This is a genomic window from Paenibacillus terrigena DSM 21567, from assembly GCF_000374845.1.
GTDB lineage: Bacteria > Bacillota > Bacilli > Paenibacillales > Paenibacillaceae > Paenibacillus_K > Paenibacillus_K terrigena.
In genome coordinates, this window is sequence record NZ_KB895414.1 from 586,516 (window position 1) to 610,644 (window position 24,129).

Annotated in this window: 23 protein-coding genes; 8 read left to right on the forward strand and 15 right to left on the reverse strand. The window is 47.5% G+C overall.

Annotated elements, in window-relative coordinates; translation table 11 throughout:
• Positions 1 to 49: 49 nt before the first annotated feature.
• From rplT to C558_RS0110755, 7 genes are all read right to left on the reverse strand, one after another.
• Entirely contained in the window at positions 50 to 409 is a 360-nt protein-coding gene (gene rplT, locus C558_RS0110720) for a 50S ribosomal protein L20 (RefSeq protein ID WP_018756265.1), read from the reverse strand.
• A gap of 31 nt (positions 410 to 440) precedes the next feature.
• On the reverse strand, positions 441 to 641 hold the full coding sequence (gene rpmI, locus C558_RS0110725) for a 50S ribosomal protein L35 (RefSeq protein WP_018756266.1): 201 nt from the start codon (positions 639 to 641) through the stop codon (positions 441 to 443).
• Between the two features lie 26 nt (positions 642 to 667).
• A complete protein-coding gene (gene infC, locus C558_RS0110730) occupies positions 668 to 1,162 on the reverse strand; it encodes a translation initiation factor IF-3 (RefSeq protein WP_026263841.1) in 495 nt (164 codons plus the stop codon).
• A 339-nt stretch (positions 1,163 to 1,501) separates the two neighbouring features.
• Complete coding sequence (locus C558_RS0110735; RefSeq protein ID WP_018756268.1) at positions 1,502 to 2,746, reverse strand: glycosyltransferase family 2 protein; 1,245 nt, start codon at positions 2,744 to 2,746, stop codon at positions 1,502 to 1,504.
• Positions 2,747 to 3,182: 436 nt separating this feature from the next.
• On the reverse strand, positions 3,183 to 4,766 hold the full coding sequence (locus tag C558_RS0110745; protein WP_018756270.1) for an extracellular solute-binding protein: 1,584 nt from the start codon (positions 4,764 to 4,766) through the stop codon (positions 3,183 to 3,185).
• 54 nt (positions 4,767 to 4,820) lie between these two features.
• The gene (locus tag C558_RS0110750) at positions 4,821 to 5,705 is read right to left on the reverse strand and encodes a carbohydrate ABC transporter permease (protein ID WP_018756271.1); all 885 of its coding nucleotides are present in this window, start codon (positions 5,703 to 5,705) and stop codon (positions 4,821 to 4,823) included.
• A gap of 13 nt (positions 5,706 to 5,718) precedes the next feature.
• The gene (locus tag C558_RS0110755) at positions 5,719 to 6,621 is read right to left on the reverse strand and encodes an ABC transporter permease (protein ID WP_018756272.1); all 903 of its coding nucleotides are present in this window, start codon (positions 6,619 to 6,621) and stop codon (positions 5,719 to 5,721) included.
• 181 nt (positions 6,622 to 6,802) lie between these two features.
• Between C558_RS0110755 and C558_RS0110760 the strand changes: the two genes are divergently transcribed.
• Together C558_RS0110760 and C558_RS0110765 are read left to right on the forward strand one after the other, a co-directional pair.
• Positions 6,803 to 9,091: a helix-turn-helix domain-containing protein gene (locus tag C558_RS0110760; RefSeq protein ID WP_018756273.1), complete on the forward strand. Its 2,289-nt coding sequence runs from the start codon at positions 6,803 to 6,805 to the stop codon at positions 9,089 to 9,091.
• A 97-nt stretch (positions 9,092 to 9,188) separates the two neighbouring features.
• The gene (locus C558_RS0110765; protein ID WP_018756274.1) at positions 9,189 to 9,728 is read left to right on the forward strand and encodes a phosphatase PAP2 family protein; all 540 of its coding nucleotides are present in this window, start codon (positions 9,189 to 9,191) and stop codon (positions 9,726 to 9,728) included.
• A gap of 106 nt (positions 9,729 to 9,834) precedes the next feature.
• Here the strand turns inward: C558_RS0110765 and trmB are convergent, their stop codons facing one another.
• The 3 genes from trmB to C558_RS0110785 all read right to left on the reverse strand — a co-directional run bounded on the left by trmB (position 9,835) and on the right by C558_RS0110785 (position 11,648).
• Positions 9,835 to 10,590 carry a tRNA (guanosine(46)-N7)-methyltransferase TrmB gene (trmB, locus tag C558_RS0110770; RefSeq protein WP_018756275.1) on the reverse strand — a complete coding sequence of 252 codons (756 nt, stop codon included), beginning with the start codon at positions 10,588 to 10,590 and terminating at the stop codon, positions 9,835 to 9,837.
• A gap of 405 nt (positions 10,591 to 10,995) precedes the next feature.
• Positions 10,996 to 11,301: a hypothetical protein gene (locus tag C558_RS0110780; RefSeq protein WP_018756277.1), complete on the reverse strand. Its 306-nt coding sequence runs from the start codon at positions 11,299 to 11,301 to the stop codon at positions 10,996 to 10,998.
• Positions 11,302 to 11,465: 164 nt separating this feature from the next.
• Positions 11,466 to 11,648 (reverse strand): hypothetical protein, encoded by a 183-nt coding sequence (locus C558_RS0110785; RefSeq protein WP_018756278.1) that lies wholly within the window; start codon positions 11,646 to 11,648, stop codon positions 11,466 to 11,468.
• 258 nt (positions 11,649 to 11,906) lie between these two features.
• Here C558_RS0110785 and mnmL point away from each other — a divergent pair, with 258 nt between their 5' ends.
• From mnmL to C558_RS0110810, 5 genes are all read left to right on the forward strand, one after another.
• Positions 11,907 to 12,860 carry a tRNA modification radical SAM protein MnmL/YtqA gene (gene mnmL / locus C558_RS0110790; protein WP_018756279.1) on the forward strand — a complete coding sequence of 318 codons (954 nt, stop codon included), beginning with the start codon at positions 11,907 to 11,909 and terminating at the stop codon, positions 12,858 to 12,860.
• Position 12,861: 1 nt separating this feature from the next.
• On the forward strand, positions 12,862 to 13,509 hold the full coding sequence (locus C558_RS0110795) for a class I SAM-dependent methyltransferase (RefSeq protein ID WP_018756280.1): 648 nt from the start codon (positions 12,862 to 12,864) through the stop codon (positions 13,507 to 13,509).
• 50 nt (positions 13,510 to 13,559) lie between these two features.
• Positions 13,560 to 13,955 carry a VOC family protein gene (locus C558_RS0110800; RefSeq protein WP_018756281.1) on the forward strand — a complete coding sequence of 132 codons (396 nt, stop codon included), beginning with the start codon at positions 13,560 to 13,562 and terminating at the stop codon, positions 13,953 to 13,955.
• Between the two features lie 75 nt (positions 13,956 to 14,030).
• Complete coding sequence (locus C558_RS0110805; RefSeq protein ID WP_018756282.1) at positions 14,031 to 14,993, forward strand: type I phosphomannose isomerase catalytic subunit; 963 nt, start codon at positions 14,031 to 14,033, stop codon at positions 14,991 to 14,993.
• Positions 14,994 to 15,060: 67 nt separating this feature from the next.
• Positions 15,061 to 16,008 carry an alpha/beta hydrolase gene (locus C558_RS0110810; protein ID WP_018756283.1) on the forward strand — a complete coding sequence of 316 codons (948 nt, stop codon included), beginning with the start codon at positions 15,061 to 15,063 and terminating at the stop codon, positions 16,006 to 16,008.
• 230 nt (positions 16,009 to 16,238) lie between these two features.
• Here C558_RS0110810 and C558_RS0110820 read toward each other — a convergent pair whose 3' ends face one another.
• The 3 genes from C558_RS0110820 to C558_RS0110830 all read right to left on the reverse strand — a co-directional run bounded on the left by C558_RS0110820 (position 16,239) and on the right by C558_RS0110830 (position 20,810).
• On the reverse strand, positions 16,239 to 18,005 hold the full coding sequence (locus C558_RS0110820) for a B12-binding domain-containing radical SAM protein (RefSeq protein ID WP_018756285.1): 1,767 nt from the start codon (positions 18,003 to 18,005) through the stop codon (positions 16,239 to 16,241).
• A gap of 80 nt (positions 18,006 to 18,085) precedes the next feature.
• Positions 18,086 to 19,885: a DNA helicase RecQ gene (gene recQ / locus C558_RS0110825; protein ID WP_018756286.1), complete on the reverse strand. Its 1,800-nt coding sequence runs from the start codon at positions 19,883 to 19,885 to the stop codon at positions 18,086 to 18,088.
• A 142-nt stretch (positions 19,886 to 20,027) separates the two neighbouring features.
• The gene (locus C558_RS0110830; protein WP_018756287.1) at positions 20,028 to 20,810 is read right to left on the reverse strand and encodes a TioE family transcriptional regulator; all 783 of its coding nucleotides are present in this window, start codon (positions 20,808 to 20,810) and stop codon (positions 20,028 to 20,030) included.
• Positions 20,811 to 21,021: 211 nt separating this feature from the next.
• Between C558_RS0110830 and C558_RS0110835 the strand changes: the two genes are divergently transcribed.
• The gene (locus tag C558_RS0110835; protein WP_018756288.1) at positions 21,022 to 21,885 is read left to right on the forward strand and encodes an alpha/beta fold hydrolase; all 864 of its coding nucleotides are present in this window, start codon (positions 21,022 to 21,024) and stop codon (positions 21,883 to 21,885) included.
• Between the two features lie 59 nt (positions 21,886 to 21,944).
• On the opposite strand, the gene C558_RS0110840 is transcribed toward C558_RS0110835, so the two are convergent.
• Both C558_RS0110840 and C558_RS0110845 read right to left on the reverse strand, forming a co-directional pair.
• The gene (locus tag C558_RS0110840) at positions 21,945 to 23,063 is read right to left on the reverse strand and encodes an ABC transporter permease (RefSeq protein ID WP_018756289.1); all 1,119 of its coding nucleotides are present in this window, start codon (positions 23,061 to 23,063) and stop codon (positions 21,945 to 21,947) included.
• A complete protein-coding gene (locus tag C558_RS0110845) occupies positions 23,060 to 24,040 on the reverse strand; it encodes an ABC transporter ATP-binding protein (RefSeq protein WP_018756290.1) in 981 nt (326 codons plus the stop codon). The genes C558_RS0110840 and C558_RS0110845 overlap by 4 nt, the downstream gene beginning before the upstream one ends.
• Positions 24,041 to 24,129 lie beyond the last annotated feature (89 nt).

Below are 24,129 nucleotides of genomic sequence, written 5' to 3' on the forward strand. Positions count from 1 at the left end.
AAAGAGCCGTCACAGATGTGACGACTCTCTTAACAGCACTTAATATAAATTAAGCGTTGATTTTTTCTTTTGCTACGCCAGCCAAAGAGTTGAACGCATTTAGATCGTTCACTGCAAGGTCAGCCAACATTTTGCGGTTGATGTCTACACCAGCCAATTTAAGGCCGTGCATCAATTTGCTGTAAGACAATCCGTTCATACGAGCAGCCGCGTTAATACGTACGATCCACAATTTGCGGAAGTTACGTTTTGTTGTGCGACGATCGCGGTATGCATAGACCAGGGATTTATTAACCTGTTCTTTTGCAGTTTTGAAAATTCTATGTTTCGAGCCAAAGTAACCTTTAGCAAGCTTTAAAATCTTGTTATGACGACGACGTGTTACAAATCCGCCTTTTACTCTTGCCATTTCGAAGTACCTCCCAATAAATTATTGTGTATTATTTCAAGTTCGCTAAGCCTTGTTTCAAGCGTCTAACATCGCCTGCAGCCATGTTCGGTTGCGTGCAAAGAACACGTTTAGCACGGTTAGATTTGTGTGAAAGCAAGTGGTTTTTGCAAGATTTATATCTTTTCACTTTACCTGTACCTGTGACTTTGAAGCGGTCTTTCAGACTGCTATGTGTTTTCATTTTCGGCATTTGTTGTTCCTCCTCAATAGACTTAATTACGCTTTAGGCGCTAAAATCATGATCATGCTGCGGCCTTCCAGCTTCGCAGCACGTTCGACTGAGCAGAGCTCATTCGCTTCTTGCAGAACGCGTTCCAGTACCTTCCTACCGATATCCGAATGCGCAATCTCACGACCACGGAAACGCACGGAGCATTTCACTTTATCGCCGTCTTTCAAGAATTTCAATACATTGCGAAGCTTCGTTTGGAAATCATGTTCATCGATGTTGGCACGGAACCATACTTCCTTGACATCGACGATCTTCTGATTCTTACGAGCCTCTTTTTCTTTCTTCTGCTGCTCGTAACGGAATTTACCGTAATCCATAATCCGACAAACTGGCGGTTTCGCCGTTGGTGCTACGTTGACCAGGTCTAGATTCAAGTCGATCGCCATTTGGAGTGCTTCACGAAACGGAGTAATACCGATTTGCTCGCCTTCTGCACCTACAAGACGTACTTCCTTCGCTCGAATTTCATCGTTAATCATATGATCCTTGCTAATACCTTCCACCTCCAACTTGAATTCCCTCTATAGAACAATAAAAGGATGTGAGTCCCAGAAGAACCCACATCCATTTGATCATTATCATTAATGAACAATATCTCCATGAACTATTCATGGACTCATGGACCAGCCAACTGATGTCGGGCAGGTGAGAAGCGTGGGCTTCTACTTTGACTATGTACGTCAAACGTACTCAAATAATATATCATGCTGTCCAAGTGATGTCAAGTACTTTTATGTAGTCCTCGGAAACTTATGAATTTAGTCTTAAAAAAAGCGAGCTGTATGCATGAAGCATACGCCCGCTTTTGACAAATTCAATTAAGATGCTTGTTCGCTCTGAACTTCCTCAAGGCGAACAACGCGCGTATGCTCCGTGTGGCTCCATGTTTTGTTGTTCTGCGTGAAGAACGCATAGACCGTAATCGGCCACCAGGACAACAAGAAGATCGGGAATGTGATCAGCGAGACGTAAATTCTCCATGACTTCACACCCTCAAGAATAAGCGCGAGTACGAATGTGACACAAGACGCTAACAGCGATACAATGGCCACCCAAGGCGGCAAGAACTGATAGAAGGTCATAATGTTCGGACCGTCAAAGAATGCTGCATCCACCCATAATACGGCCGACAGTAAGAAGGTCGCCAATACGGTATAGACCGTAATCGTATATAACGCCATATCGAATTTCGCTAAATTTCTTTCTTTAATCGCCTTCCACAAGAGCGGGAAGAAATAACGACGTGCGACAGTAAAGTGACCTTGCATCCAACGCAAACGTTGGCGGGAAGATGCTTTGAACGTTAATGGCTTCTCATCGAATACCTTTGCATCGTAGTTGAATACCGGATTCACACCGCGGGATACGCAGCGTGCCGTGAACTCCAAATCCTCTACGAGGCTTGTCGCACCCCAACCCATTTCCTTCAGCAATGCCGTCTCGAAGCACATTCCTGTACCGCCTAAGAAATTAGCCATGTTCAAGTTTCTACGGGATAGCTGCCATAGACGGTTGCAATACCAGTACGTTACGCCATAAGCGGCTGTAATCCATGAGTCATGCGGGTTCTTCGTATCCAAGTAACCTTGAATAACGCGAGCGCCATTGCATAGATCATTGTTCATCTCAGACAAGAACTCAGGGCTTGCCAAGTTGTCCGCATCGAACATCACGATCGCATCGTACTGACGTGGGTGTTTCCACAATTCCTTAAGCATCCACTCAATCGCGTACCCTTTACCACTCAATGTTGGATTGCTGCGTTCGCATGCATAAACCCCTTCGTAGCTGCGAACGATATTGGCTGTATTATCGGTGCAATTATCACAAATCACGAAAATATCGTACATATCTCTTGGATACTTGAGTTTCAATAAATTCTCGACAAGCGCTCCAACAACCGTCTCTTCGTTATGTGCGGCGACGAGCACTGCGAATGTTTTCTTCGGTTCATGACGTACTTTGTTCTTCTTTCTAATAATTCCAGCTAATGACAGTGTGAATTGGTATATCCCAATTACTGCCAGTAAGACTTGCAGCACAACCATAATGACGTCGATCATACAGTTGATACCCCCTTTTACCCCTTTAATATTGTTTGTGTTGTTTTTCTCTCTCTATATTGTTCTTGTCTTGCAGTTCTCATTATGCGCGATCAGGAGGTTCAATTGCAACTTCGCTGCACCTAATGATTCTCTTCTCTTTATGTTCATTTGTCAAAACCGATCTAGGTCTTGAATATCGGAAATTAACCCAATATAACGCATATGTTCGTGACCTAAACCTGCTTATGTCTTATTTTCATCCAAATCCTCTGTTTTTATTTCGCTTTCTCCTCCTTTTTTCTGAAAATTTTCATCTTAAGATACTTTACCTTAACATTAACAACGTTACAACCCGGCAAAAAGTTCAAATATTTGGATGAATTCACACAATATTCACAATTAAAAAACAAGAGCCCTCATTAGAAATCTAATGAGAGCCCTTTCAAGTACACGCTTACTTCCATTCGCCTTGGATATTGTTCTTCTTCATCTCATCGTTTACTTGATCGATAACTTCCTTACCGCCCTTGCTCATATACTCTTCCACCATCTTATCCCAGTCGGAAATAGGACGCTGTCCAACAACCATCTTGGTTGTCTCATCGGATATGTATTGGGAGAGCTCAGTATTCTTCTCCATATAACTTGTCGAAATAATGCGTTTGACAGGATTTACATAAAATTTAGACGATTTCAAGTAATCGGTCATCGCACGGTTAAATGCTTTGCCTTCTGGCGTTGCCGCAATCTTCACGAACACTTCGAGATCCGAATCATCCGTTACCCACCCTTGGTTCATAATGTACGCAGCTGGAGCAACCTTCGAGCGTTGGTTCAAATCTGGTTGAACAACACCGTCTTTCATCGTATATCCTGTGCCTTCATGACCATTGAGCCAGTCGATCCATTCATTCTGCGGATTCCGCTTGTCTTCAGGCACAACTGTCTTGAATTCATTGAGCATTTCAAGAATTTTCTTCACTTTCTCCGGTTGGTCCTTCAGCTTCGCGGATATCATGTACATCCGATACCAAGCCGGGCCCGATGGGATGCCTTGCTGACCGTCTGATTGTTTGAATGCAGGGATCGGAACAACGACAGCTTCCGGAGCATTTTGACGAAGCACGTCAAAATCTAAACCATTATTCCCGCTATTCCCTGGCTGTTCATACCAAATTCCGACTTTACCGGCATTAAAATCTTTAAATACGTCTTTATAGGTCGTAATCGCCCAATCTTTGCTGATCGCTCCTGCTTGATAGAGCTCGCTTAAGAATTGAACCTTCTCTTTATTTCCTTGCGCAATATTCCCTGGAATCAACTGCCCTTGATCATTCTTATGATACCAAGCCGAACTCGACCAATATGCCCCGAAGGATGGATCATACGCGAAGCCCTTCGCAAGCCCTAGACCAAGCGTATCGGCCTTCCCATTCCCGTCAGGATCATTCTTCGTAAATGCTAGCGCTACAGCCTTCAATTCCTCATAGTTCGTCGGCATCGCAAGTCCGAGCTTATCGAGCCAGTCTTTACGGATAACCGGCTTCTTCCCGCCTTTACCCGAGAAATAATCTGGGATGCCATAAATCGTTCCATCAATTTTCAGAGAATCCCAGTCAGATGCTGGAATCGCATTTAAATTCGGATAGTCCTTGATAAAATCATTTAGCGGCAGATAAGCCCCTTGCTTGGCCCATTTGACAAAGTTGGCGTCAACGGACTCTGCACCGATTACATCTGGAATATCACCCGAGGCCATCCGCACAGCAACCTTCTCATCATAAGAATCAAAAGGAATGTATTGCGTCTGAAGATCCACGTTGAATCGCTTGTTAATCGCATCTACGGCAGGACCTTTCGGCTCTGGTACAGGGTTCTCCCACGTTCCGTCAAATAATGTGATCGTTATCGGCTTGTCCGATTGCCCGCCATTCGAAGAGCCTTCTGCTGAGCTTCCTTCCTTACTGCCTGAACAAGCTGTGAAGCTAGCTGTGATCGTAAGACTTAATAATAGAACCATTGCGTTTTTTAATTTCATCTCTACGAACCCTCCCATTAATTCATTCCCATGTACACTCACGAATTCACTGTGTTACCCTTTAACAGCCCCGAGCATCACCCCTTTCGCAAAATGCTTTTGCAGAAACGGATAGACGACGAGGATGGGTATGGTAGCAATCAAAATGGCGGCCATCCCAACCGTTTCCGTTGGAGGTGGATTCTGCGCCATTGCCATTTGTGCCGCATCGGACAGCGTAGCTTTGGTCTGACCCAATACGACAATCTGTCGCAAGACGACCTGCACGGTCCATTTGGCTGGATCGCTAATATAGAGAATGGCGTTGAAGTAGGCATTCCAGTTCGATACCGCATAGAATAGCCCGAATGCAGCCAGAGACGGTTTCGACAAAGGCAAGATCACACGACTGAATATTTGGAGATCATTCGCGCCATCGATCAGTGCTGCTTCCGAGAGTTCATTCGGAATGCTTAAGAAGAACTGCCGCATGACGATCAAGTTGAACGAGTTAATCGCACTCGGGATGATCAAGGACCAAAAGGAATCTAGTAAATGGGTTTCCTTCACAACGAGATAAGTCGGAATAATCCCCGCACTAAATACGAATGTGAATAGAATCATAAATAAGAAGTACCGTTGGCCCATAATATTACGAGCTAACGCATAGGCCATCATCGCCGTTAATAGAAGGCTGAATAAGGTCGCAGCCACGGTCACAAAGATCGTGACCCCAATGGAACGGAACAATACTTTGGAGCCAAGTATAAATTCATACGCGTCTAACAGCCATGTCTTGGGCCATAATAACATATCCTGCTGTACGAAATCTGCATAGGAGGAAAAGGATACAACCACCATATAATAGAATGGAAAGAGCATCGCGATTCCGATGAGAATGAGCACACAGTAATTGATGATATCTGCTGCTCTGCTTAATCTGCTATTCGATCTAATCATAATACCATCCCTCCTAGTATACCCCTTCTTCACCGAAGCGCTTTGCTAGACGATTTGCGCCAACGATGAGTACAAGCCCTACGAATGATTTGAATAAGCCGACTGCTGTTGCGAAACTGAAATCCGATTGTTCAATCCCTTTGAAGTAGACAAACGTATCGAGAACATTGCCGATCTCTTTATTAAGCGGATTCAGCATCAAGAAAATCTGTTCGAAGCCTACATCGAGTACGCTGCCTAGACGGAGAATTAAGAGAATAACAATCGTACTGCGAATTGCGGGCAGTGTGATGTGCCAGATTTGTCTCCATCGGTTCGCACCATCCACGATCGCCGCCTCATAGAGCGCAGGGCTTACACCTGCAAGTGCAGCAAGGAAAATAATCGTGCCCCATCCGGTTTCTTTCCAAATAACTTCCAAGACGATCAAAGGCATGAACCAACCTGGTTCTTGCATGAAAGCGATAGGCTCCATACCGAACACTGAATGGAGGAGCTGATTCACGACGCCATTCGTTTTGAGGAACACCGTTGCGATCCCGATGACGACAACCCACGATAGAAAATGAGGTAAATATACGATCGATTGGACAATCCGTTTGAACTTACCGTTTCGCACTTCATTTAATAAGAGAGATAAAACAACGGAAGCCGGGAATGCGAATAGAATTTGTAAGAAAGAAAGGTACAACGTATTCCAAATGACACGGATAACTTCTTTGTCTTCGAAAATTTTCACAAAATGCTTCATGCCCACCCAATCACTATGAAGGAACCCTTGAAATGGACTGAAATCTTGGAACGCGATCACATTGCCCAGCATCGGCACGTACCGGTACACGATAAAATAGATGAGCCCCGGCAACAATAATAAATAGAGATACTTTTCCTTCCACAATCGTCTGAGCTGAACCATCGCCCCATCCTCCTCATCGTCATTTTTGCTTTTCCATCGATCAATTTTCTTTTATACTAGAAGCCTAGGAAGCAATTGCCAATGAGCATTCTCCGCATTTGTGAGCAAATTTATAGACGATCCAGAAATATGCGCAGGTTCTAGAGATATGATTATCCTTCAATAAAGGCAGGGCAACAGCATGCGAAAAGCGCTTCAACTTAAACAACTGTCCCACTCCACCTTTCGAAAACTATTGATCTATTTCATCACTATTATTATGCTCTTCGTTACGTTCAGTTTGTTCTCGTTAACGTTATATCAACGGAATATCCAGAATGAGATTATTCAATATAATAGTGAGAATTTGAAATTCACCACGCGTAACTTCGAGCAATATTTCGAATTGATCAATAGTCTGCTAGTCAATTTCTATGTCAACAACACCAATCTACAAGCGCTGGATGCGAAGGCCTTCAAATATGTTAGCGCTTCCAAAATTATTGATGACCTGCGTGATACGATTGGCAATCCTCAGCTTCATCTCTATAACCTGCTTGTGTTCGATGAGCAGCATGGGATGGTGCTGGATTCGCTGCGCGGCGCGGATGAAGAGAAGATGATTAGCCGCTTCTATCATCACTTCCAATATAATCTGGACTTCTGGAAGGATTCACTTGCAGCGCACCAATCGTTCATGTTGCTGCCGGCGACAACGTTTACGAATCTATATGACCCGTCCGTTCCATCGGAATCGCCGCTTGTCTTTCCGCTGCTCGTCAAGAGTAAGCTGATTCCGAATTACGCGATGCTCGCCTTAATCGATGCGAAGAGCATCAAGTCCGCTTATCATCAATCCATTAACAACAATTTCTATATCCTGGACAAGCAAGGGCAGCCACTATTCGTCGCTAATAATACAAATGAGAAGGCTCTCCCCTCACTACCGGCGGATCAATCCTGGATATTAACGGATAACGACTATTATTTCTATCAAAAAGGAGCAACTTCCGGCTATACCTACGTCAATATTATTCCCGCGGATTCTCTGTCTGCGCAATATACCAAGCTTCATATTACGTTAATCACGCTGCTCGTGATCTCGATCGTCATCAGTATCATTGCATCGGTGGTATTCAGTATGCGTTTCAACAATCCAGTTCAGAAAATCATTGATACCATTCGTGATCTGAATCAAAAGGATGGCGTCACGGATCATCGGAACCAGTTCGACTATATTCGGGAAAATATCGGCATGATCATTCAATCCCATCAACAGACTTCAGATGACCTGCACAAGAAGACTTCCCTTCTGCAGCATTACGACATCATGAACCAACTCAAGAAAATTCGTGGGAATCATAGGCATGAAGAAGTAGGTACACCGAAAAATCAGACGCCATTCCGCTTCATTTTATTTCAGTTTTCACCGAACAAGCGCTATTATGAAGCATTTCGCATGAGTGTTGAACGGAGCACGCACTTCATGGCGGAATATGTAAGTCAGATGGTCCATAAGGAATCGCCGCAATCCCTCATCTTCCAGACAGAACCGAATCAAATCGTGCTTATTCATTATTTAAATGAGGCCCAGCCGGAAGCGGAACAGACTGCACAGTTCGAAGTGCATTTGATGCGTATCAAAGAATTACTCGAGGCAGATAAAGAGTTCGGGTTCTATTCCATTGCCGTCAGTTCACTTTATCCGCATACAGCGCAGATGACACAAGCCTACGAGGAAGCGCTCTTACGTATCAAACATCGTCCTTTTAACGACTCAACGATTATTCTGAGGAATGAAGCGATACACAGTGAACGGTTGTTATACACGAACACCTTCGAGCAAGAGATGCATCTCCATCTCCAGGAAGGCAATGTCCAGCAAGTCTTGCTTATACTCGACCGAACGCTCTCTCAACTACAGAAGAAGAATCCGAGTATGTATCATTACAACAAATTTCTAGAAGAGATGACCGACAAAGTACTACGGATCGTCTATTCACTCCAGTTGGATGCTGAGCCTCTAGCTCAAGCAGCTGCGTCACGTCTGCCCGTCTATACGATGTATGATCTGGAGCAATATTTCAAAGATCTCATCGAGTCAGCCTGTCAGTTCATCCGTGATCATAAGGAAGTGATCGATCCCATCGTTCGGTTTGTGCATGATTATCTAGCGAATCACTACGCTGAAGCCGTCACCTTAGATATTGTGGCTGACAAGCTTAAAATTACGTCCAGTTATCTCTCAACCTATTATAAGGAGAAGACTGGAACGAACTTCGTGGATGCGGTCAATAAATATCGTGTGGAGCAAGCGAGCACCCTGCTGCTGCATACCGATCTATTCGTCCAGGAAATTGCGGTCCAGACTGGATTCCTAAATATCAGTTCTTTCAATCGGGTATTCAAAAAGTTCACAGGTATTACAGCGAGTGATTATCGTCGAAATGCTTCCCAAGCCTACACGCCCGAAGAAGACTTTCATGCGTAATGTAAAGAATCGAACTGGTAATCTTAACATGAATATTCCAACTACAGACTGGCGTAGATTGGGGGTATTTGTGTTAGAATATAGCGGGGGGGATTCAATGAGCCGTGTTTTCAATTGGTTGTTGCAGCGTGAGAAACGGGTATTCCTATGGATAAACGGCCGCTTGCATCATAAATTTCTTAACGTCATCCTGTATTACATCACGCATTTAGGCGGTGCAACACTAACGATCTGCATCACCTCCGTGCTAGCCATTCTAGCACCTCATCCATGGAATCGTGTCGGCCTGCAATCCCTGATCGCACTTGGGCTTAGTCATATTCCAGTAGCCATTATCAAAAAATTATACCCGCGTATTCGTCCGCATCTCGCACATCCGCAGACGAATACATTCCGTAAGCCGCTGGTCGATCATTCTTTTCCTTCCGGTCATTCGACGGCTATATTTTCGATGCTCTTACCGATGATGATTCAGTTCCCGGTACTCACCATGGTGCTGCTGCCACTCGCACTCATCGTCGCGCTATCGCGAATCTATCTCGGGCTTCATTACCCATCAGATTGCTTCGTAGGCGCTTTCATTGGCACCTTGTTCGCGGTGATCACCGTGGCATGTTGGCCTGCTAACTTCATATGAAAAGCAAAAAACCTCCGTCATCGCATTGGGATAACGGAGGTTTCTTATTGGATACGGGCTTATGCCCATTTATGAAAGATATCTATCGGATATCGTCTAACATAGATTATTCATCTGTGTCGTCATCTTCTTGATCCGCTACTTCCGCTTCCGCCTGCTGTGCAGCAAGCTTGCGCTCTTGATAAGCTTGAAGTGCATCTTCCCCGATTACAACCTCAACGCGGTGGATATTCATGCCTTTACCCATGAACTTCTGCTCGTATTCGGTCATGACATGCTCTTCGTTCAATCCGTTGCGATGTAAGTTCAAGGAGATATTCGTCATTTGAAGACCCATATCCGCGAAGGAATTCAGAGAGAACTCGAACAACGTCTCGGAATCGGTCTTAAAGTGGATCTCGCCTTTCGCGTTCATGACACCGATGTACTTGTCCACAAAACGATGATGCGTCAGTCTGCGGCGTGCATGACGCGCCTTCGGCCACGGATCGCTGAAGTTCAGGTAGACGCGCGTAATTTCACCCGGAGCGAAAATTTCCTCAAGCTTCTCAATATTCGCACGCGCTAGCGCCACGTTCGGCGGGCTGTCTACGCCTTGCTCGGCCCATACCTTACGGGCCTTGTCGCTCGCACGGCGAACCAACTCATCATACATATCCATACCAATAAAATTCACATCGGGATACTTCGCGCTCATTCGGCTGACGAATTGGCCTTTTCCCATGCCAAGCTCTACATAAATCGGACGGTCATTACCGAAGAACTCGTGCCAACGACCTTTATACGTATGGGGCTCAAGAACAACCAGATCGGTCTGTTGTTCCAGGTTCTCCCGAATCCCTTTTCTACCTCTTAGACGCATGATAAATCCTCCTAAGCTATTCTAAAGCTTTATTGTGCCGAAGAAACACAAAAAAGTAAAGAGGATGTTCCTGTTACGCGGGAGAAAATGATTTGGGAATGTGTGCAGCTAACATGGATATGAACAGTGACTTGGGTGGTGAGTGCGCCTATCGTGGATTTTTGCAGGAACTTGGGGGTGAAAGGATAGTCCTGGACTGCTATGTTGGATTTTTGCAGGAACTTCACTTGTTGGGACCCAGATTCAGCTAATTTTGCCGCTCTATCCTGCAGAGATCCAACATAGAGGGACATTGACATGAAACGAGCCCGCTATGTTGGATGAAATACAGGATAGGGAAGCAAGCATGAGGACGTCGCGACGATCTCCCCCCTCTCCCACTGCGCCAACTGCATCACGAAGATTCTACTTCTTCACAATACACTTCCGGAGAACGAGGACTTTACTGCGCCGGAAGTACGAAGCGAGCACGCGCTGGTTATTCCGAAGACCGAGCTTACGCGCATGCGCCTTCGATAATCGGATCTCCTTTCCCGTATCCCCTTCAAGAGATAGTAGTTCAACAAATAATTGCGTTCTCGCCTTTCCTCGAATAACCGTGATGCGCCCGCTTGCACCGAGCTTCTCCTGAATGCTCGCGTTCAATCCAATATGAAATGGCCCGCCGAGCGGCGTCTGAATGCGAATGATCCCGCGTGCTGATTTCTTCATAGTAACCCTTCTTTCGAATCGGATGTCTACAGTAATATATACATCCGGCCTAATCCGGGTGCTGAGAGAAAATTGGGTACAAGAGCATCGAAGTCAAATAAAAAAATCCGAAGGCATCAGCAGATGCATCCGGATTTCAAATCTTCTATTTCTAAAGCGACAACTTAATGTACATTCTCTTCAATCTCATACTTGCGTTCAATCGCGGAATTCAATTTACGACGAGCGGAAGCAGCTACCTCTCGATTCTCATTAAAACGGACACCTGTCAGCGCCATGGCTTCATTCAGCGTCAGTTCAACCAACACTTTCTCTGTTCCTTGCGAACCTTTAACTTCGGTATGCATTGACATCACCTCTTAACGTTATTGTGTTCAGAAACAAGAAAAATATGAAATTATGAAGCATATATGCGAGGTTAAATCGTTCTTGCTGATAGTTGTAATATAACATAACATGTAAGGTTTTTCAAGTGACAAATGGCTTCACTTCGCCTCAATTCATGGGAATTTATTCGATTTTTCGTTCCTTTATTGGTACAATAGTAAAATGATTATCGATCTAGAAAAATCGCTTAATTGGCAATAAAGGAGCACATATCACCAATGATAACGACTGAACCGAATCATCCCAAGCTCTGGGGAGATAAACGATTTCATACATGGAACTACGAAATGCGGGAGCAGTTCGGAGATAAAGTATTTAAAGTTATGCTGGACGCCGGATTTACATGTCCGAACCGCGACGGTTCCATTGCCAAGGGCGGATGTACCTTCTGCAGCGCTAGGGGATCTGGTGATTTCGCGGGAAGCCGACGTGACGATCTGGTCACCCAATTCAATAAGATTCGGGATCTCCAGCATCAGAAATGGCCTCACGCCAAATACATCGGCTACTTCCAAGCTTATACAAATACGTATGCGCCGGTCGAAGAGCTCCGTGAATATTTCGAGGTTATTTTGCAACAGCCTGGCGTTATCGGCCTCTCTATCGCAACACGTCCGGATTGTCTGCCCGACGATGTCGTCGAATATTTGGCGGAGTTGAATGAGCGTACGTACCTCTGGGTCGAGATGGGCCTCCAGACCGTTCATGAATCCACGTCAGAGCTCATTAACCGCGCGCACGATACGCAATGTTATCTCGATGCGGTCGCAAAGCTGCGTAAGCATAACATTCGCGTCTGCGCTCATATTATTTATGGACTTCCGCAGGAAACCCATGAAATGATGCTGGATACAGGTCGCGCCGTAGCACAGATGGATGTGCAGGGCATTAAGATCCACCTCCTCCATCTCATGCGCAAAACGCCGATGGTGAAACAATATGAAGCTGGACTGCTCCGCTTCTTGGAGCAAGACGAATATATTAAGCTAATTGTCGACTCGCTCGAATTCCTCCCACCGGAGATGACCGTCCATCGTCTGACGGGCGACGCACCGCGTGATCTATTGATCGGTCCGATGTGGAGCCTTAAGAAATGGGAAGTGCTCAATGCCATTGACGCTGAACTCAAAGCGCGGGATTCATGGCAGGGCAAATTCTGGAGAGGACGCTAATATGGGTTTCCTTTCCGTACTGAGCTTCGCTCAGAAGCTCGTCGCTGAACGCGCGCAGCTGGGCGATATTGTCGTGGATGCCACCGTGGGCACCGGTGTCGACACGCTGTTCCTCGCCAAGACGGTGGGCCCGCAGGGCACCGTCTATGGCTTCGACATTCAGCCGCTCGCGCTAGAGCTAGCGCGCGAGCGGCTGAATGCAGCGGCCGCGCCCGGCGAAGCTGGCGCGGCAGAGCCTGCCGCAGGCGCCCGCGCGATGCGCAAGGGCGCTGGCGGCCTCGCCGCTGCTCGGCTGCTGCTCCGCAGCCATGCCGAGCTTGCGGCGGCACTACCCGAGGCGGCGCACGGGCACGTCGCCGCCGTGATGTTCAATCTCGGCTACCTGCCGGTGGCCGAGATGGATGCGTCCGCGCGCGTCATTACGCTCGCGGAGACGACGCTGCCTGCGCTCGAAGCCGCGCTCCGCGTGCTGAGACCGGGCGGGATCGTGACGATTGTCGTGTATCCCGGCCATGAAGGCGGGGATACCGAAGGCGATGCCGTCGAAGCATGGGCTGCGGCCTTGCCCGCGAGTCAAGGCCAGACCATTCTGTACCGGATGACGCAGCGTCCGAAGGCGCCATACGTCATTGCCATCGAGAAGCGCTAACCGTATGCGACATATCGCTTCTACCATGTTTTCGAGAGGGGAATAAATTCATGAGCGTTAAGAAAATTGAACATGTCGGTATTATGGTACAATCTTTAGAGCAATCCATCACTTTCTATCAGGACGTAATCGGGTTACAATTACTACATATCTTGCAGCCGAACGATCAAGTGCGTCTTGCATTTCTAGCTTTCCCAGGGGCAAGCCAGACGGAGATCGAACTCGTCGAGAAGCCGAATAACGGCGAGCTCCCGAATGAAGGCAAAGTCCATCACGTCGCATTCACCGTGCAAGATATTGAGTCAGAGCATGCACGTCTGCGTGAACTTGGCATTTCACTGATTCATGATCAAATCGTTACGATTCCGAATGGAAGCAAATACTTCTTCTTCGAAGGTCCTGACCGAGAGCAGCTCGAATTTTTCGAACCTGCTGTGCAAGTCTAGTACGGCTCCACTCGGAATCCTAATATACATTTTCACTATAATCGCTGTTTATTTTGAAAGGAGCAATATTTCAACATGACCCAAGCATACCCAATTCAATTCAAAGCTGAGATGAAAGAAAAAGTATGGGGAGGCCGCGCCCTGGAGCAATTCGGACTTGACATGCCGGATGGCGCAATCGGCGAAGGCTGGATGATCAGCGATCACCCGAACGGTACGACAAAAGTAATTAACGGCGAATTTGCAGGCCTGAACTTAGAAGACATCCGCCACAAGGTTGGCAAAGAATGGTTCGGTACAAAATCAAACATCGACGCAGATACACGCTTCCCGCTCTTGATCAAATTGCTCGATTGCAACGACGACCTATCCGTTCAGGTTCACCCGAACGATGATTACGAGAAATTGCCTAAGGGTGAGCTCGGCAAGACGGAAATGTGGTACGTCCTTGATGCCAAGCCAGGCGCTAAAATCATCTACGGTCTGAAACCGGGCGTTACTCGCGAACAGCTTGCTCATGCACTAGAAAATAATGAAGTGATGGACACACTACAAGAAGTTGAAGTCGCTCCTGGCGATTCCTTCTACATCCCAGCTGGGACTGTGCATGCGCTCTGCTCCGGTGTCGTCGTCGCTGAAATTCAGCAGAACTCCGATACGACGTACCGTCTATACGATTACAACCGTCCAGGTCTGGATGGCGAGCTGCGTGAGCTTCACATCGAAGATTCCCTGAACACGGTCGCTTTCGGTGACTCCGGCGCGACGTATATGAAGACCGACACTGCACCAAATGCATGGTTAACGCTTGCCAAATCACCTTACTTCCACGTGGAAAAAGGGATCGTAACAGCGCCATGGCAGCTGACTACAACACCTGAGAGCTTCGTAATCCTCATCGTCTGCGAAGGTGAAGGAACATTAACGTGGGAGAACGGCCAAGAGTCGCTTCAAGCCGGCCAATGCTTCTTGCTTCCTGCAAACTTAGGGAAGTACTCGCTTGAGGGGCACTGTACGGTGCTTCGTTCTACTCTATAATTAGACCTCAAGAGCGCAGCGCCGTAGCTGCGCTCTTGCTATAAGATCATGAGAGAGGATGAGCCGAATGAAGACAACGAATTTCACCCTACAAGATGAGGAACGATTCAATCTCTATATCTATCATTGGCGCCCTGACGCAGACGATGCCTCCTGTAAAGGGGTTGTGCAAATCGCGCACGGCATGGCGGAGACTGCCGCTCGTTATGCCAGATTCGCCGAAGCGCTGACGGAGCAAGGCTATATCGTCTATGCCCATGATCATCGCGGCCATGGCCGTACCGCCGCATCGACTGAGGATTTAGGACACCCTGGTGATGATGGTTTCAACTGGAAAGTTAAAAATATGGCCCAAGTGAGCAAGCATATCCGCAATGCACATCCCACAATACCGCTTTATCTCATGGGGCATAGTATGGGCTCTTTTCTAACCCAAAAATATATGGTTGAATATCCGCATCTGGTCGATGGGATTATTCTATCCGGAACAAATGGTCCAAGAGGATTGTTAGGTCCAGGCCGCGCCATCGCAAAGCTCGAGATGACGCTTCGAGGCGATCGACATCCGAGCAAGCTGCTCAATGACATGTCTTTTGGTTCGTTCAACCGTGCATTCCGCCCAACGCGAACAGAGTTCGACTGGCTATCCCGTGATGCAGCTGAAGTCGACAAATACATCGCCGATCCATATTGCGGTTTTCTCTGTACATCAGGCTTCTTCTATCATTTCTTCGGCCTATTGCAAGAAATCCATCAACCCGAGCAGCTGCAGCGTATTCCGAAGGATCTTCCGATTTACGTCTTCTCGGGGGATCGAGATCCTGTTGGCCTGCACGGGAAAGGCGTACGGCAACTGCTGAAGCTCTATCAAGAGCTTGGTCTATCCAACGTGCGTTCGAAGCTGTACCGCGACGGTCGCCATGAAATGTTGAACGAAATCAATCGAGATGAGGTCACGAACGATACGATCGCTTGGCTGGACCATCAGATTGAATCGCGATCAGCTCAAGCTTAAGCAAAATAAAGACCGCAGGGATATCCCTTGCGGTCTTTGTTGCATTTCAACGTTCTATCGTTTGCATTTGGTGATACCTTCTAGAATGGCAAATCGTTTATTTTGATAGGCGTAATCACTTTGTTTTCCCAATCGCTTAACGATTTTTTCGGATTGATGGGTTTGGGTCAGCATGGAAATCCCAGTAAAAATGACCACCGGCTCCCCGATGGTCATTCTCCTTACAGCCTCTATTCAACAACCGCCGCAAGCAGCGGCATCGTATAATAAACAGGCTTCTCTTGCTCATTTTGCTGATACAGCACGATAAGCAGTGTTGACTGCTCCTCTACGGTCGCCTGATCTCCGATCAACGCATGCAGATTGAACGGCAGCATTTCAATGACTGCGTGTTTATGAAGCTCCTTCTCCGAGAGACCTAGTGCTGCGAATTCTGCAGATACCCGCTCCGGATGCTCCACCATTCCCTTAATATAGGCAGCCCACGCGTTCTTCTCCATCGTGAAATCCCACCAGATTTTACGCGGCTTATACTTGTGATTGAGGAAGTAATCGAACTTCATCAACCCCAAGATGATGTCCATCTGCTTGGTATCTCGTGATTGGAGGAAGCTGTAGAGTCTCGTGAACAGATCTTCGAGCTGATGTCCGATCTTCTGCCAGCCTTGCCCTTCCCAATAATCGCCGAACGCTTGGAAGAAATCGAACGCTGAGTCGAATTCCTGGGTAATCAAATATTCGAGCGTATGATTCATTCGATGGGCGTTCCAATATTTCTCCAGCACATCCTCTACCCGCTTAATCCTTACCAGATCCGAGAACGGTAAAATATCGTTGCCCAGAATCTCATACGGCGCATGATCCATATAAATATAGTTGTACTTATGCGCATCGATTCGCATCCCCGTACCGCGCAGCATTTTGAGGAACCCGAGCTGTAATTCTTCCGGACGCAGTGCGAACACATCGTTGAACGTCTTCCGGAATGTATCATAGTCCTCAAGCGGCAAACCTGCGATCAAATCCAAATGCTGATCGATCTTCCCGCTGTCCTTCACCTTCTGAACCGTACGCGTAAGCTTCGCGAAGTTCTGACGACGCTTCACCAGCTCATTCGTCTCATCGTTCGTCGATTGTACGCCGATCTCGAAGCGGAATACCCCTGGCGGTGCATGTTCTGATAAGAAGTCCAGCACCTCTGGGCGCATAATATCCGCCGTAATCTCGAATTGGAACACGCATCCGCGGTGATTATCGATTAAGAACTGGAACATCTCCATCGCGTAATCCCGCTTAATGTTGAAGGTCCGGTCCACGAATTTGATCAGCTTCGCCCCATTGTCAATCAGATAGATGATATCTGCTTTCGTCTTCTCAATATCGAAATACCGCACGCCTACTTCAATCGAAGACAAACAGAATTGACAGCTGAATGGACAACCCCGGCTCGTCTCAAAATAAACAATACGCTTCGATAAATCCGGCAGATCCTCGGCAAAACGATGCGGTGACGGCACCTGTTCCAGATCCAGCTTCGGTCGGCCTGGCATCAGTATCACTTCAGTCCCTTTACGATAAGCAAGGCCGTAGACGAAATGATATTTTTGCGTCGTCTGAATTTCAGTCAGCAGCTGATGGAAGGTCTCTTCCCCTTCACCCATCACGATGAAATCCACGTCTTGAATCCGATTCATCCAATAGTCTGTATCATAGGAAACTTCAGGACCGCCAAGGACGATCTTCACTTCCGGCATAATTTTCTTCACCATACTGATGACCTCAATCGTCTCTTCGATGTTCCAAATATAGCAGGAGAATCCGATGACCTCGGGTTTGCGGCGGAATAGATCGGACACGATGTTCATGACCGGATCTTTGATCGTGTACTCGGCCAGTTCAATATCCGGGAAGTCTTTCTCGCTGAACGCTTTGAGGAAGCGCAGCGCAAGTGATGTATGAATATATTTCGCATTTAGCGTAGATAGTACGACTTTCATGTGTTGACCTCGTTCTCTATGTGTAAATTTGTATTTCATCTTCTTATTAGAATGCTCTTATTCTAGCAAATTTAGCCGACCTAGTCTTCAAAACCATGGCTCTCCTGCATACTCTTCTCTTGGAAAAATTGCAGGAACGGCGCGCCGTAGTTACGGAACTTCTGTTCTCCTACCCCTTTGATACGCAGCATGGCTTTCTCGGTCGTCGGACTGAGCTCAGCCATCTCACGCAGCGTCGCATCGTTGAAAATAATATACGGCGGCACTTTGGCCTTCGCAGCCAAATCCCGGCGGATGAGTCGGAGCTGCTCGAATAGGGTCTCGTCCATGGAGCCAGGCCTTGCTTCCGGCTGCTTGTGCACCTTCTGGAACACTTGGCGCTGACCCTTCAATACCTCAACGGCGAGCGGAGCGATTTTGACAACCGGATACTGCCCTTCAGCCAGCATCAGATAGCCTTCGGCGATTAAGACATTGATCAGATCACTGATCTCCTTGTCCGTCGATTTACGCATCACGCCATAGGTCGGCAGTTGGTCGAAACGGTATTGCAGTACCTTCTTGTTCGCCGAGCCTCGAAGCACACCTGCAATCATCGATACGCCGAACCGTTCGCGCATACGATGGATACAGGAGAATATTTTCTGCGCCTCAATCGTAATGTCGACGAGCTCCCGTTCATCCTTACAGGAACTGCAAAGACCGCAAGGCTTGCGCTCACCCTGATCTTCGAAATAATCGAGAATCGCAATATTGAGACATTTCGGCGTATAGCAGTAATCTACCATCGTCTGCAATTTCCGATATTCATTCGACTTGCGTTCCGGGGATTGCATGTTCTGTTCGATCAAGAACTTCTGCGTAATAATATCCTGTGGACCGAAGAGCAAGATGCATTCGCTCGGCTCGCCATCCCGGCCTGCCCGGCCCGCTTCTTGGACATAGGCTTCCATATTTTTCGGCATATTGTAGTGAATGACGTAACGCACGTTGGATTTGTCGATCCCCATGCCAAAAGCATTCGTTGCCACCATCACCCGAATATCATCATAAATAAAGGCTTCTTGGTTGTGCGCACGCTCCTCGTCTGATAGCCCAGCGTGATATTTGCCAACATTCAGACCTTTCCGATGCATCGCCGTGTGCAGTTCGTCCACATCTTTACGCGTAGCTGCATAGATAATCCCAGGCTGCGATGCTTGCGATTGCGCATAGTTCATCACGAAGTCTCGTTTGTTCTCACCACGCAGCACCTGCATCGCTAGATTGTCGCGCCCAAATCCTGTTACGAACAGATTCGCATCGGTAAGCTCCAGCAGCCTCGCCATATCCTGTGTGACTTCTGGTGTCGCCGTCGCGGTGAATGCGGCAAGGATCGGCCTTGTCCGAAGGTTTCGTACGAATGGCGCAATCGCGAGATAGCTTGTCCGGAAATCATGTCCCCATTGGGAGACACAGTGTGCTTCATCAATCGCAACACAAGAAATCTGCAGTGACTCGACACGTTGACAGAACCAATCGGAGTCAAGCCGTTCTGGCGCAACATAGAGCAGTTTAAGCTCACCACGCTGCGCAGCGGATAGCCGCTCATTGACTTCCCGTGTCGTCAGCGAACTATTAATATATGCTGCTGAAATACCTACCGTATTCAGTGCATCTACCTGATCCTTCATAAGTGAGATGAGCGGGGATATTACGAGCGTCGTTCCCGGATAGAGAAGCGCAGGAATCTGGTAGCAGATCGACTTCCCGCCGCCCGTCGGCATAATGCCGAGTGTATCGTGGCCTTCAAGGAGGCTCGTAATTATCTTCTTCTGCCCCTCGCGGAAGGACGGGTATCCGTAGTATTGCTGCAAAGCTTTTTGAGCTTGCTCTAACATGTAATCTCTCCCATGACCATGATCTTCATCTCTCTATTTTACCACAATAGAATTGAAAGTACTTCGACAGAAAGTTTTCTCACTATATTTCCCAGCTTCCAGCATAGGAGGATCTGGTAAGATTCTGCCGCTAGATCAGAAGCTAATGGTCCCGCTCCTTATCGAACGTGTGATGAATGGAGGGACGAGCATCCCCCTCATCTCCTATCAACCCAACCTCCTTACATAATTCCATCAATTGATGGACGCCAGTATATTGCTGCCGATTACGCCGATGAATCCGAAGGAGTGCATCTTCGGCGACTGCTGTAGCTTTCTCAATGCTGTGATGCTCAACGGCTTGAACGATCTCTTTCATCTTGTCCAAGTAATACACCGTCTTCCTCAAGGTGCTAATCAATAAAATTTGTCTCACATGCAATGGCGAATAGAGCCGATATCCGTTGTCAGGATTCCGTACGGGTGATAATAGCCCTTCCTTCTCCCAGTGCCTGATCGCCGAAGTCTGTACATCGGTCATCGCAGCCACTTCGCCAATGGTCATCAAGCCTTTGATCTGCTTATCTTTCACGGTCATTAATTGGGGATCTTGCAGCAGGGCTAGTGTCTGTTCCGTAATACGCTTCTCCTCCTGCAGCTTGGACTGCTCTTCGTTAATTAACCAGAGCGCGTTGTTAAGTGCGGAATTCTGAATTTGGCGCAGGACGTCATAAGTCATCTTGAAGCCGAAGCCTGGAATCAATGCTCGAAGACAACGGAAATACGCAAAGTGTACCTTCGTATACTGTCGATAGCCATTCTCCGTACGTTCTGGAGTAGGGATAACTCCCCAGGATTCATAATGCCTTAATGCACTTGTGCTGATCTGAAGCTCTCTTGCAATCTCAATGGGTTTGTAAAATTGTTGCCCGTGCATCGCATGCATTCACTCACTTCGCTTGAATACTTGATCATTAAGTTAACTCAAATCGATCTTTCAATGCAAACATTCAATTAAAACCTTAAAGTGCTTTAACAATCTTTTATAAGGAAAATCCCCTGCTCTAAAAAGATCGTATTGGCGCTACCTTCTCACTTGCATCAATGTTGTAGAGTAGAACTTGAATACGTTAATTAGGGTAGGAGGACGAATTACGATGATTCAAGTAGAAATGCATGATGGAAGTCTGATCGAAATCGAAATTTACGGGGAAGGTCCCAGCTTGCTTCTTCCCGTCAATACGCAGATCATAGAGGGAGCTCAGGCGGAGGAAATGTTGAAATGGGGCGTCGATCCGGCTCTAGGCCGATCCATCGTGGATGGTCTTCGAGATCGTTATCGCGTCATCGCCTACGACTATGAAGGTCATGTATTCAAGCATGCGAAACCTGATACCTTAACCCCCTCGAACATCGCAGATGATTTTCTAGCCATTGCAAACGCAGCTGGTGCGGATACATTCGCTTATTACGGATATTCCTGGCTTGCCCTAAGCGGTATGCAGCTCTCCATTCGAACCAACCGACTCTCTGCACTGATTATGGGTGGATTTCCACCGATCGCCGGGCCGTACAAGGAAATGCTGGCCGTAACACGGGCGACGCATGAGATGACCATCGCGCCCCCGCAGAAGTTAAGTTCTGAACCAACAACAAATGATGCATGGGACGGCAATACGGACGACTATGATTGGTCGAATGTCGATGTGACAATGAGCGAGGCACAGACTAGGCAGTTCGTCACCTTGTACGAGCATCTACAACCATTCGATGACCGTGCCGTTCAATCGGCAATTTCCTGTCCAAGGCTGTGCTTTGCCGGTACGGCTGACAAGATTGATTACGGACCAAATTGGGGCGATGTCCATGTCAACATCATAGGACCGCTGGTAGAGCGACGCCAAGAAATTGAAGCTTACGGTTGGGACGTCGCTGTGCTTGAAGGACTCGACCACACCCAAGCGATGCAGGCTGCGAGCGTGCTGCCTATTCTACGTCCTTGGTTAGATAGAAAGCTGTAACCATGAAGTAAAAACCTCCAATTCACAGATGTTGTGAATGGAGGTCTTCTTGGGTCATGCTATTCCCACTTAAATGTAAAGCTAGCCACGATAAACGCAACAATCATCCAGGCGCAGAGCAGCAATCCTTCGCTCCACAACTGGGTAATGCCAGCGCCGACGTTCATGATCTGACGAAGCGCCGTACTGAGATGCGCAATTGGAAGCGCCTTGATGATCGGCTGCAGGAATGCTGGCATGCTCTGAATCGGGAAGAACACGCCGCCGAGAAACATCAGCGGGAACGAGATAAAGCCTGCGATTGGACCCGCACTTTCCGGCGTCTTCGCAAGTCCCGCGATAATGAATCCAATCGCCATGAACGCCAGTGTCCCGATGATGACAAATCCGAGCAGTAGCGCCCAGGATCCGTTCATCTGCGTACCGAAACCAATGGAACCAATGAGCAACAGGATTAACGCCTGTGCACCATTTAAGATGAGTCTTGCCGTAATCTGTGCTGCGATAAAGGTCGATGCTTTGAGCGGTGTGCTCTGCATCCGGCGTAATACGCCGCGCTCCCGCCATGAAGCGATCTGCCCTGCTACACCGTTCAAATTGTTCGACATGATCATCATCGCCACGATCCCTGGTACGAGAAAGTCGATATATTTCAGATTCAGGGATTCAATGCCTTTGGGCTCAATTGTGACCACAGGATTATATTTCAGGAAGCTTTTACTGATACCGTCGACAACCTGGGACACGGCATTCAATGCTGCCCCTGACTTCTGTGCCTGGGTCTCATCATAGTACACTTCGACGATACCATGCTCCGAGTTGGCAGCCTCAGGAGAGGCCATCGCCGCCTTCAGCTTATCCCCATAGCCTTTCGGAATGACGATAACCATCTGATTGTCGCCTTGCTTCAACTTCTCCATCGCATCGGCTTGAGGCGTCTCGCTATCCAGCTTCAAAATTTCTTTCTGCTGATCTAGCGCTGCGACGAAAGCCTTCGATTCTGTCGTCTGATCCAGATCAATAAGACCGCCATAAATGCTCAAGCTGCCGTTGCCGCTGAACAAATAACCGAACATCACCATAAAGAAGACCGGGAAAAACAATGTAAAAAACAACACTTGCTTATTGCGTCCGAATAACCGGAGCTGTGCGATCGTTAATTGGCCATAGGCTCTCATTCTTCTCTCAAGCTCCTTCCGGTCATATGGATGAAGACATCTTCTAATGTCGCTGTTCGTGTTAGTAAGTCTGCGAATTGAATGTCCTGCGCTTTGCAATGATCAATGAAGTCCGTTAGCGTCTGCTGAAGATCGTCTGTATAGAGCACATATGTGTCCTTGCGGAACTCCGCAATGCGTACGCCACTCAACTGCTGCAGTTCACTCAGCAGATTTTCCTTCCGCTCATCGTTCCATTGCAATTCTTCAGGTATCCGGAATTCAACTGCACTCTCCGAATTCATATTCGAAATGAGGTTCCGTGGTGTATCGAGCGCAATAATTTTTCCTTGATCCATTAGACAAATCCGATCGCAGAGCAGCTGAGCTTCATCCATGTAATGCGTACTGATGACGACGGTTTTGCCGTTATCGCGCATTTTCAGAATAATATCCCAGAGGGTACGCCGTGCTTGTGGATCGAGTCCTGTCGTTGGTTCATCAAGGAACACGATCTGCGGATCGTTCACGAGTGCCAATGCGATGGCAAGACGCTGCTTCTGCCCACCGGATAAATTTTTCACTCGGTCATTGAGCTTCTCTTCCAGCGTCACACTCGCGAGCAGAGGGCCAATCGGCACCGTATGCTCATAGAAGCTGGCATACATCTTCGTAATTTCTTTCACTTTCAAGAGCTCGAATAGCGAAGTCGACTGGAGTTGTACGCCGATCACCGTCTTCACCTTGCCAAGATCCGTGCGGGTGTCATATCCCGCAACCTTCGCACTGCCTTCATCGGGCTGCCGAAGACCTTCGATCATCTCCATCGTCGTTGTTTTCCCTGCTCCATTCGGTCCGAGAAGGCCGAAAATCTCGCCTCTGCGCACTTGAAAATCGATGCCGTCCACTGCTGTAAAGGAACCATATCGTTTGCGCAGTCCTTGCACATCAATAATCGTCTCACCTTGATCGCTATGCTGCTGTAGATTCGAAGTCACCTGGTCCCCTCCTTCATGATATTTACCAAACTTTACCTCGTATAGTATAATACGCACACTTTCCAGCTACAAGAGAACAACTCAGAATT

What these genes read in the sequence shown, in the direction of transcription:
- rplT (WP_018756265.1), bottom strand. Translation starts at nt 409, where the DNA reads ATGGCAAGAGTAAAAGGCGGATTTGTAACACGTCGTCGTCATAACAAG.
- rpmI (WP_018756266.1), bottom strand. Translation starts at nt 641, where the DNA reads ATGCCGAAAATGAAAACACATAGCAGTCTGAAAGACCGCTTCAAAGTC.
- infC (WP_026263841.1), bottom strand. Translation starts at nt 1,162, where the DNA reads ATGATTAACGATGAAATTCGAGCGAAGGAAGTACGTCTTGTAGGTGCA.
- C558_RS0110735 (WP_018756268.1), bottom strand. Translation starts at nt 2,746, where the DNA reads ATGATCGACGTCATTATGGTTGTGCTGCAAGTCTTACTGGCAGTAATT.
- C558_RS0110745 (WP_018756270.1), bottom strand. Translation starts at nt 4,766, where the DNA reads ATGAAATTAAAAAACGCAATGGTTCTATTATTAAGTCTTACGATCACA.
- C558_RS0110750 (WP_018756271.1), bottom strand. Translation starts at nt 5,705, where the DNA reads ATGATTAGATCGAATAGCAGATTAAGCAGAGCAGCAGATATCATCAAT.
- C558_RS0110755 (WP_018756272.1), bottom strand. Translation starts at nt 6,621, where the DNA reads ATGGTTCAGCTCAGACGATTGTGGAAGGAAAAGTATCTCTATTTATTA.
- C558_RS0110760 (WP_018756273.1), top strand. Translation starts at nt 6,803, where the DNA reads ATGCGAAAAGCGCTTCAACTTAAACAACTGTCCCACTCCACCTTTCGA.
- C558_RS0110765 (WP_018756274.1), top strand. Translation starts at nt 9,189, where the DNA reads ATGAGCCGTGTTTTCAATTGGTTGTTGCAGCGTGAGAAACGGGTATTC.
- trmB (WP_018756275.1), bottom strand. Translation starts at nt 10,590, where the DNA reads ATGCGTCTAAGAGGTAGAAAAGGGATTCGGGAGAACCTGGAACAACAG.
- C558_RS0110780 (WP_018756277.1), bottom strand. Translation starts at nt 11,301, where the DNA reads ATGAAGAAATCAGCACGCGGGATCATTCGCATTCAGACGCCGCTCGGC.
- C558_RS0110785 (WP_018756278.1), bottom strand. Translation starts at nt 11,648, where the DNA reads ATGCATACCGAAGTTAAAGGTTCGCAAGGAACAGAGAAAGTGTTGGTT.
- mnmL (WP_018756279.1), top strand. Translation starts at nt 11,907, where the DNA reads ATGATAACGACTGAACCGAATCATCCCAAGCTCTGGGGAGATAAACGA.
- C558_RS0110795 (WP_018756280.1), top strand. Translation starts at nt 12,862, where the DNA reads ATGGGTTTCCTTTCCGTACTGAGCTTCGCTCAGAAGCTCGTCGCTGAA.
- C558_RS0110800 (WP_018756281.1), top strand. Translation starts at nt 13,560, where the DNA reads ATGAGCGTTAAGAAAATTGAACATGTCGGTATTATGGTACAATCTTTA.
- C558_RS0110805 (WP_018756282.1), top strand. Translation starts at nt 14,031, where the DNA reads ATGACCCAAGCATACCCAATTCAATTCAAAGCTGAGATGAAAGAAAAA.
- C558_RS0110810 (WP_018756283.1), top strand. Translation starts at nt 15,061, where the DNA reads ATGAAGACAACGAATTTCACCCTACAAGATGAGGAACGATTCAATCTC.
- C558_RS0110820 (WP_018756285.1), bottom strand. Translation starts at nt 18,005, where the DNA reads ATGAAAGTCGTACTATCTACGCTAAATGCGAAATATATTCATACATCA.
- recQ (WP_018756286.1), bottom strand. Translation starts at nt 19,885, where the DNA reads ATGTTAGAGCAAGCTCAAAAAGCTTTGCAGCAATACTACGGATACCCG.
- C558_RS0110830 (WP_018756287.1), bottom strand. Translation starts at nt 20,810, where the DNA reads ATGCATGCGATGCACGGGCAACAATTTTACAAACCCATTGAGATTGCA.
- C558_RS0110835 (WP_018756288.1), top strand. Translation starts at nt 21,022, where the DNA reads ATGATTCAAGTAGAAATGCATGATGGAAGTCTGATCGAAATCGAAATT.
- C558_RS0110840 (WP_018756289.1), bottom strand. Translation starts at nt 23,063, where the DNA reads ATGAGAGCCTATGGCCAATTAACGATCGCACAGCTCCGGTTATTCGGA.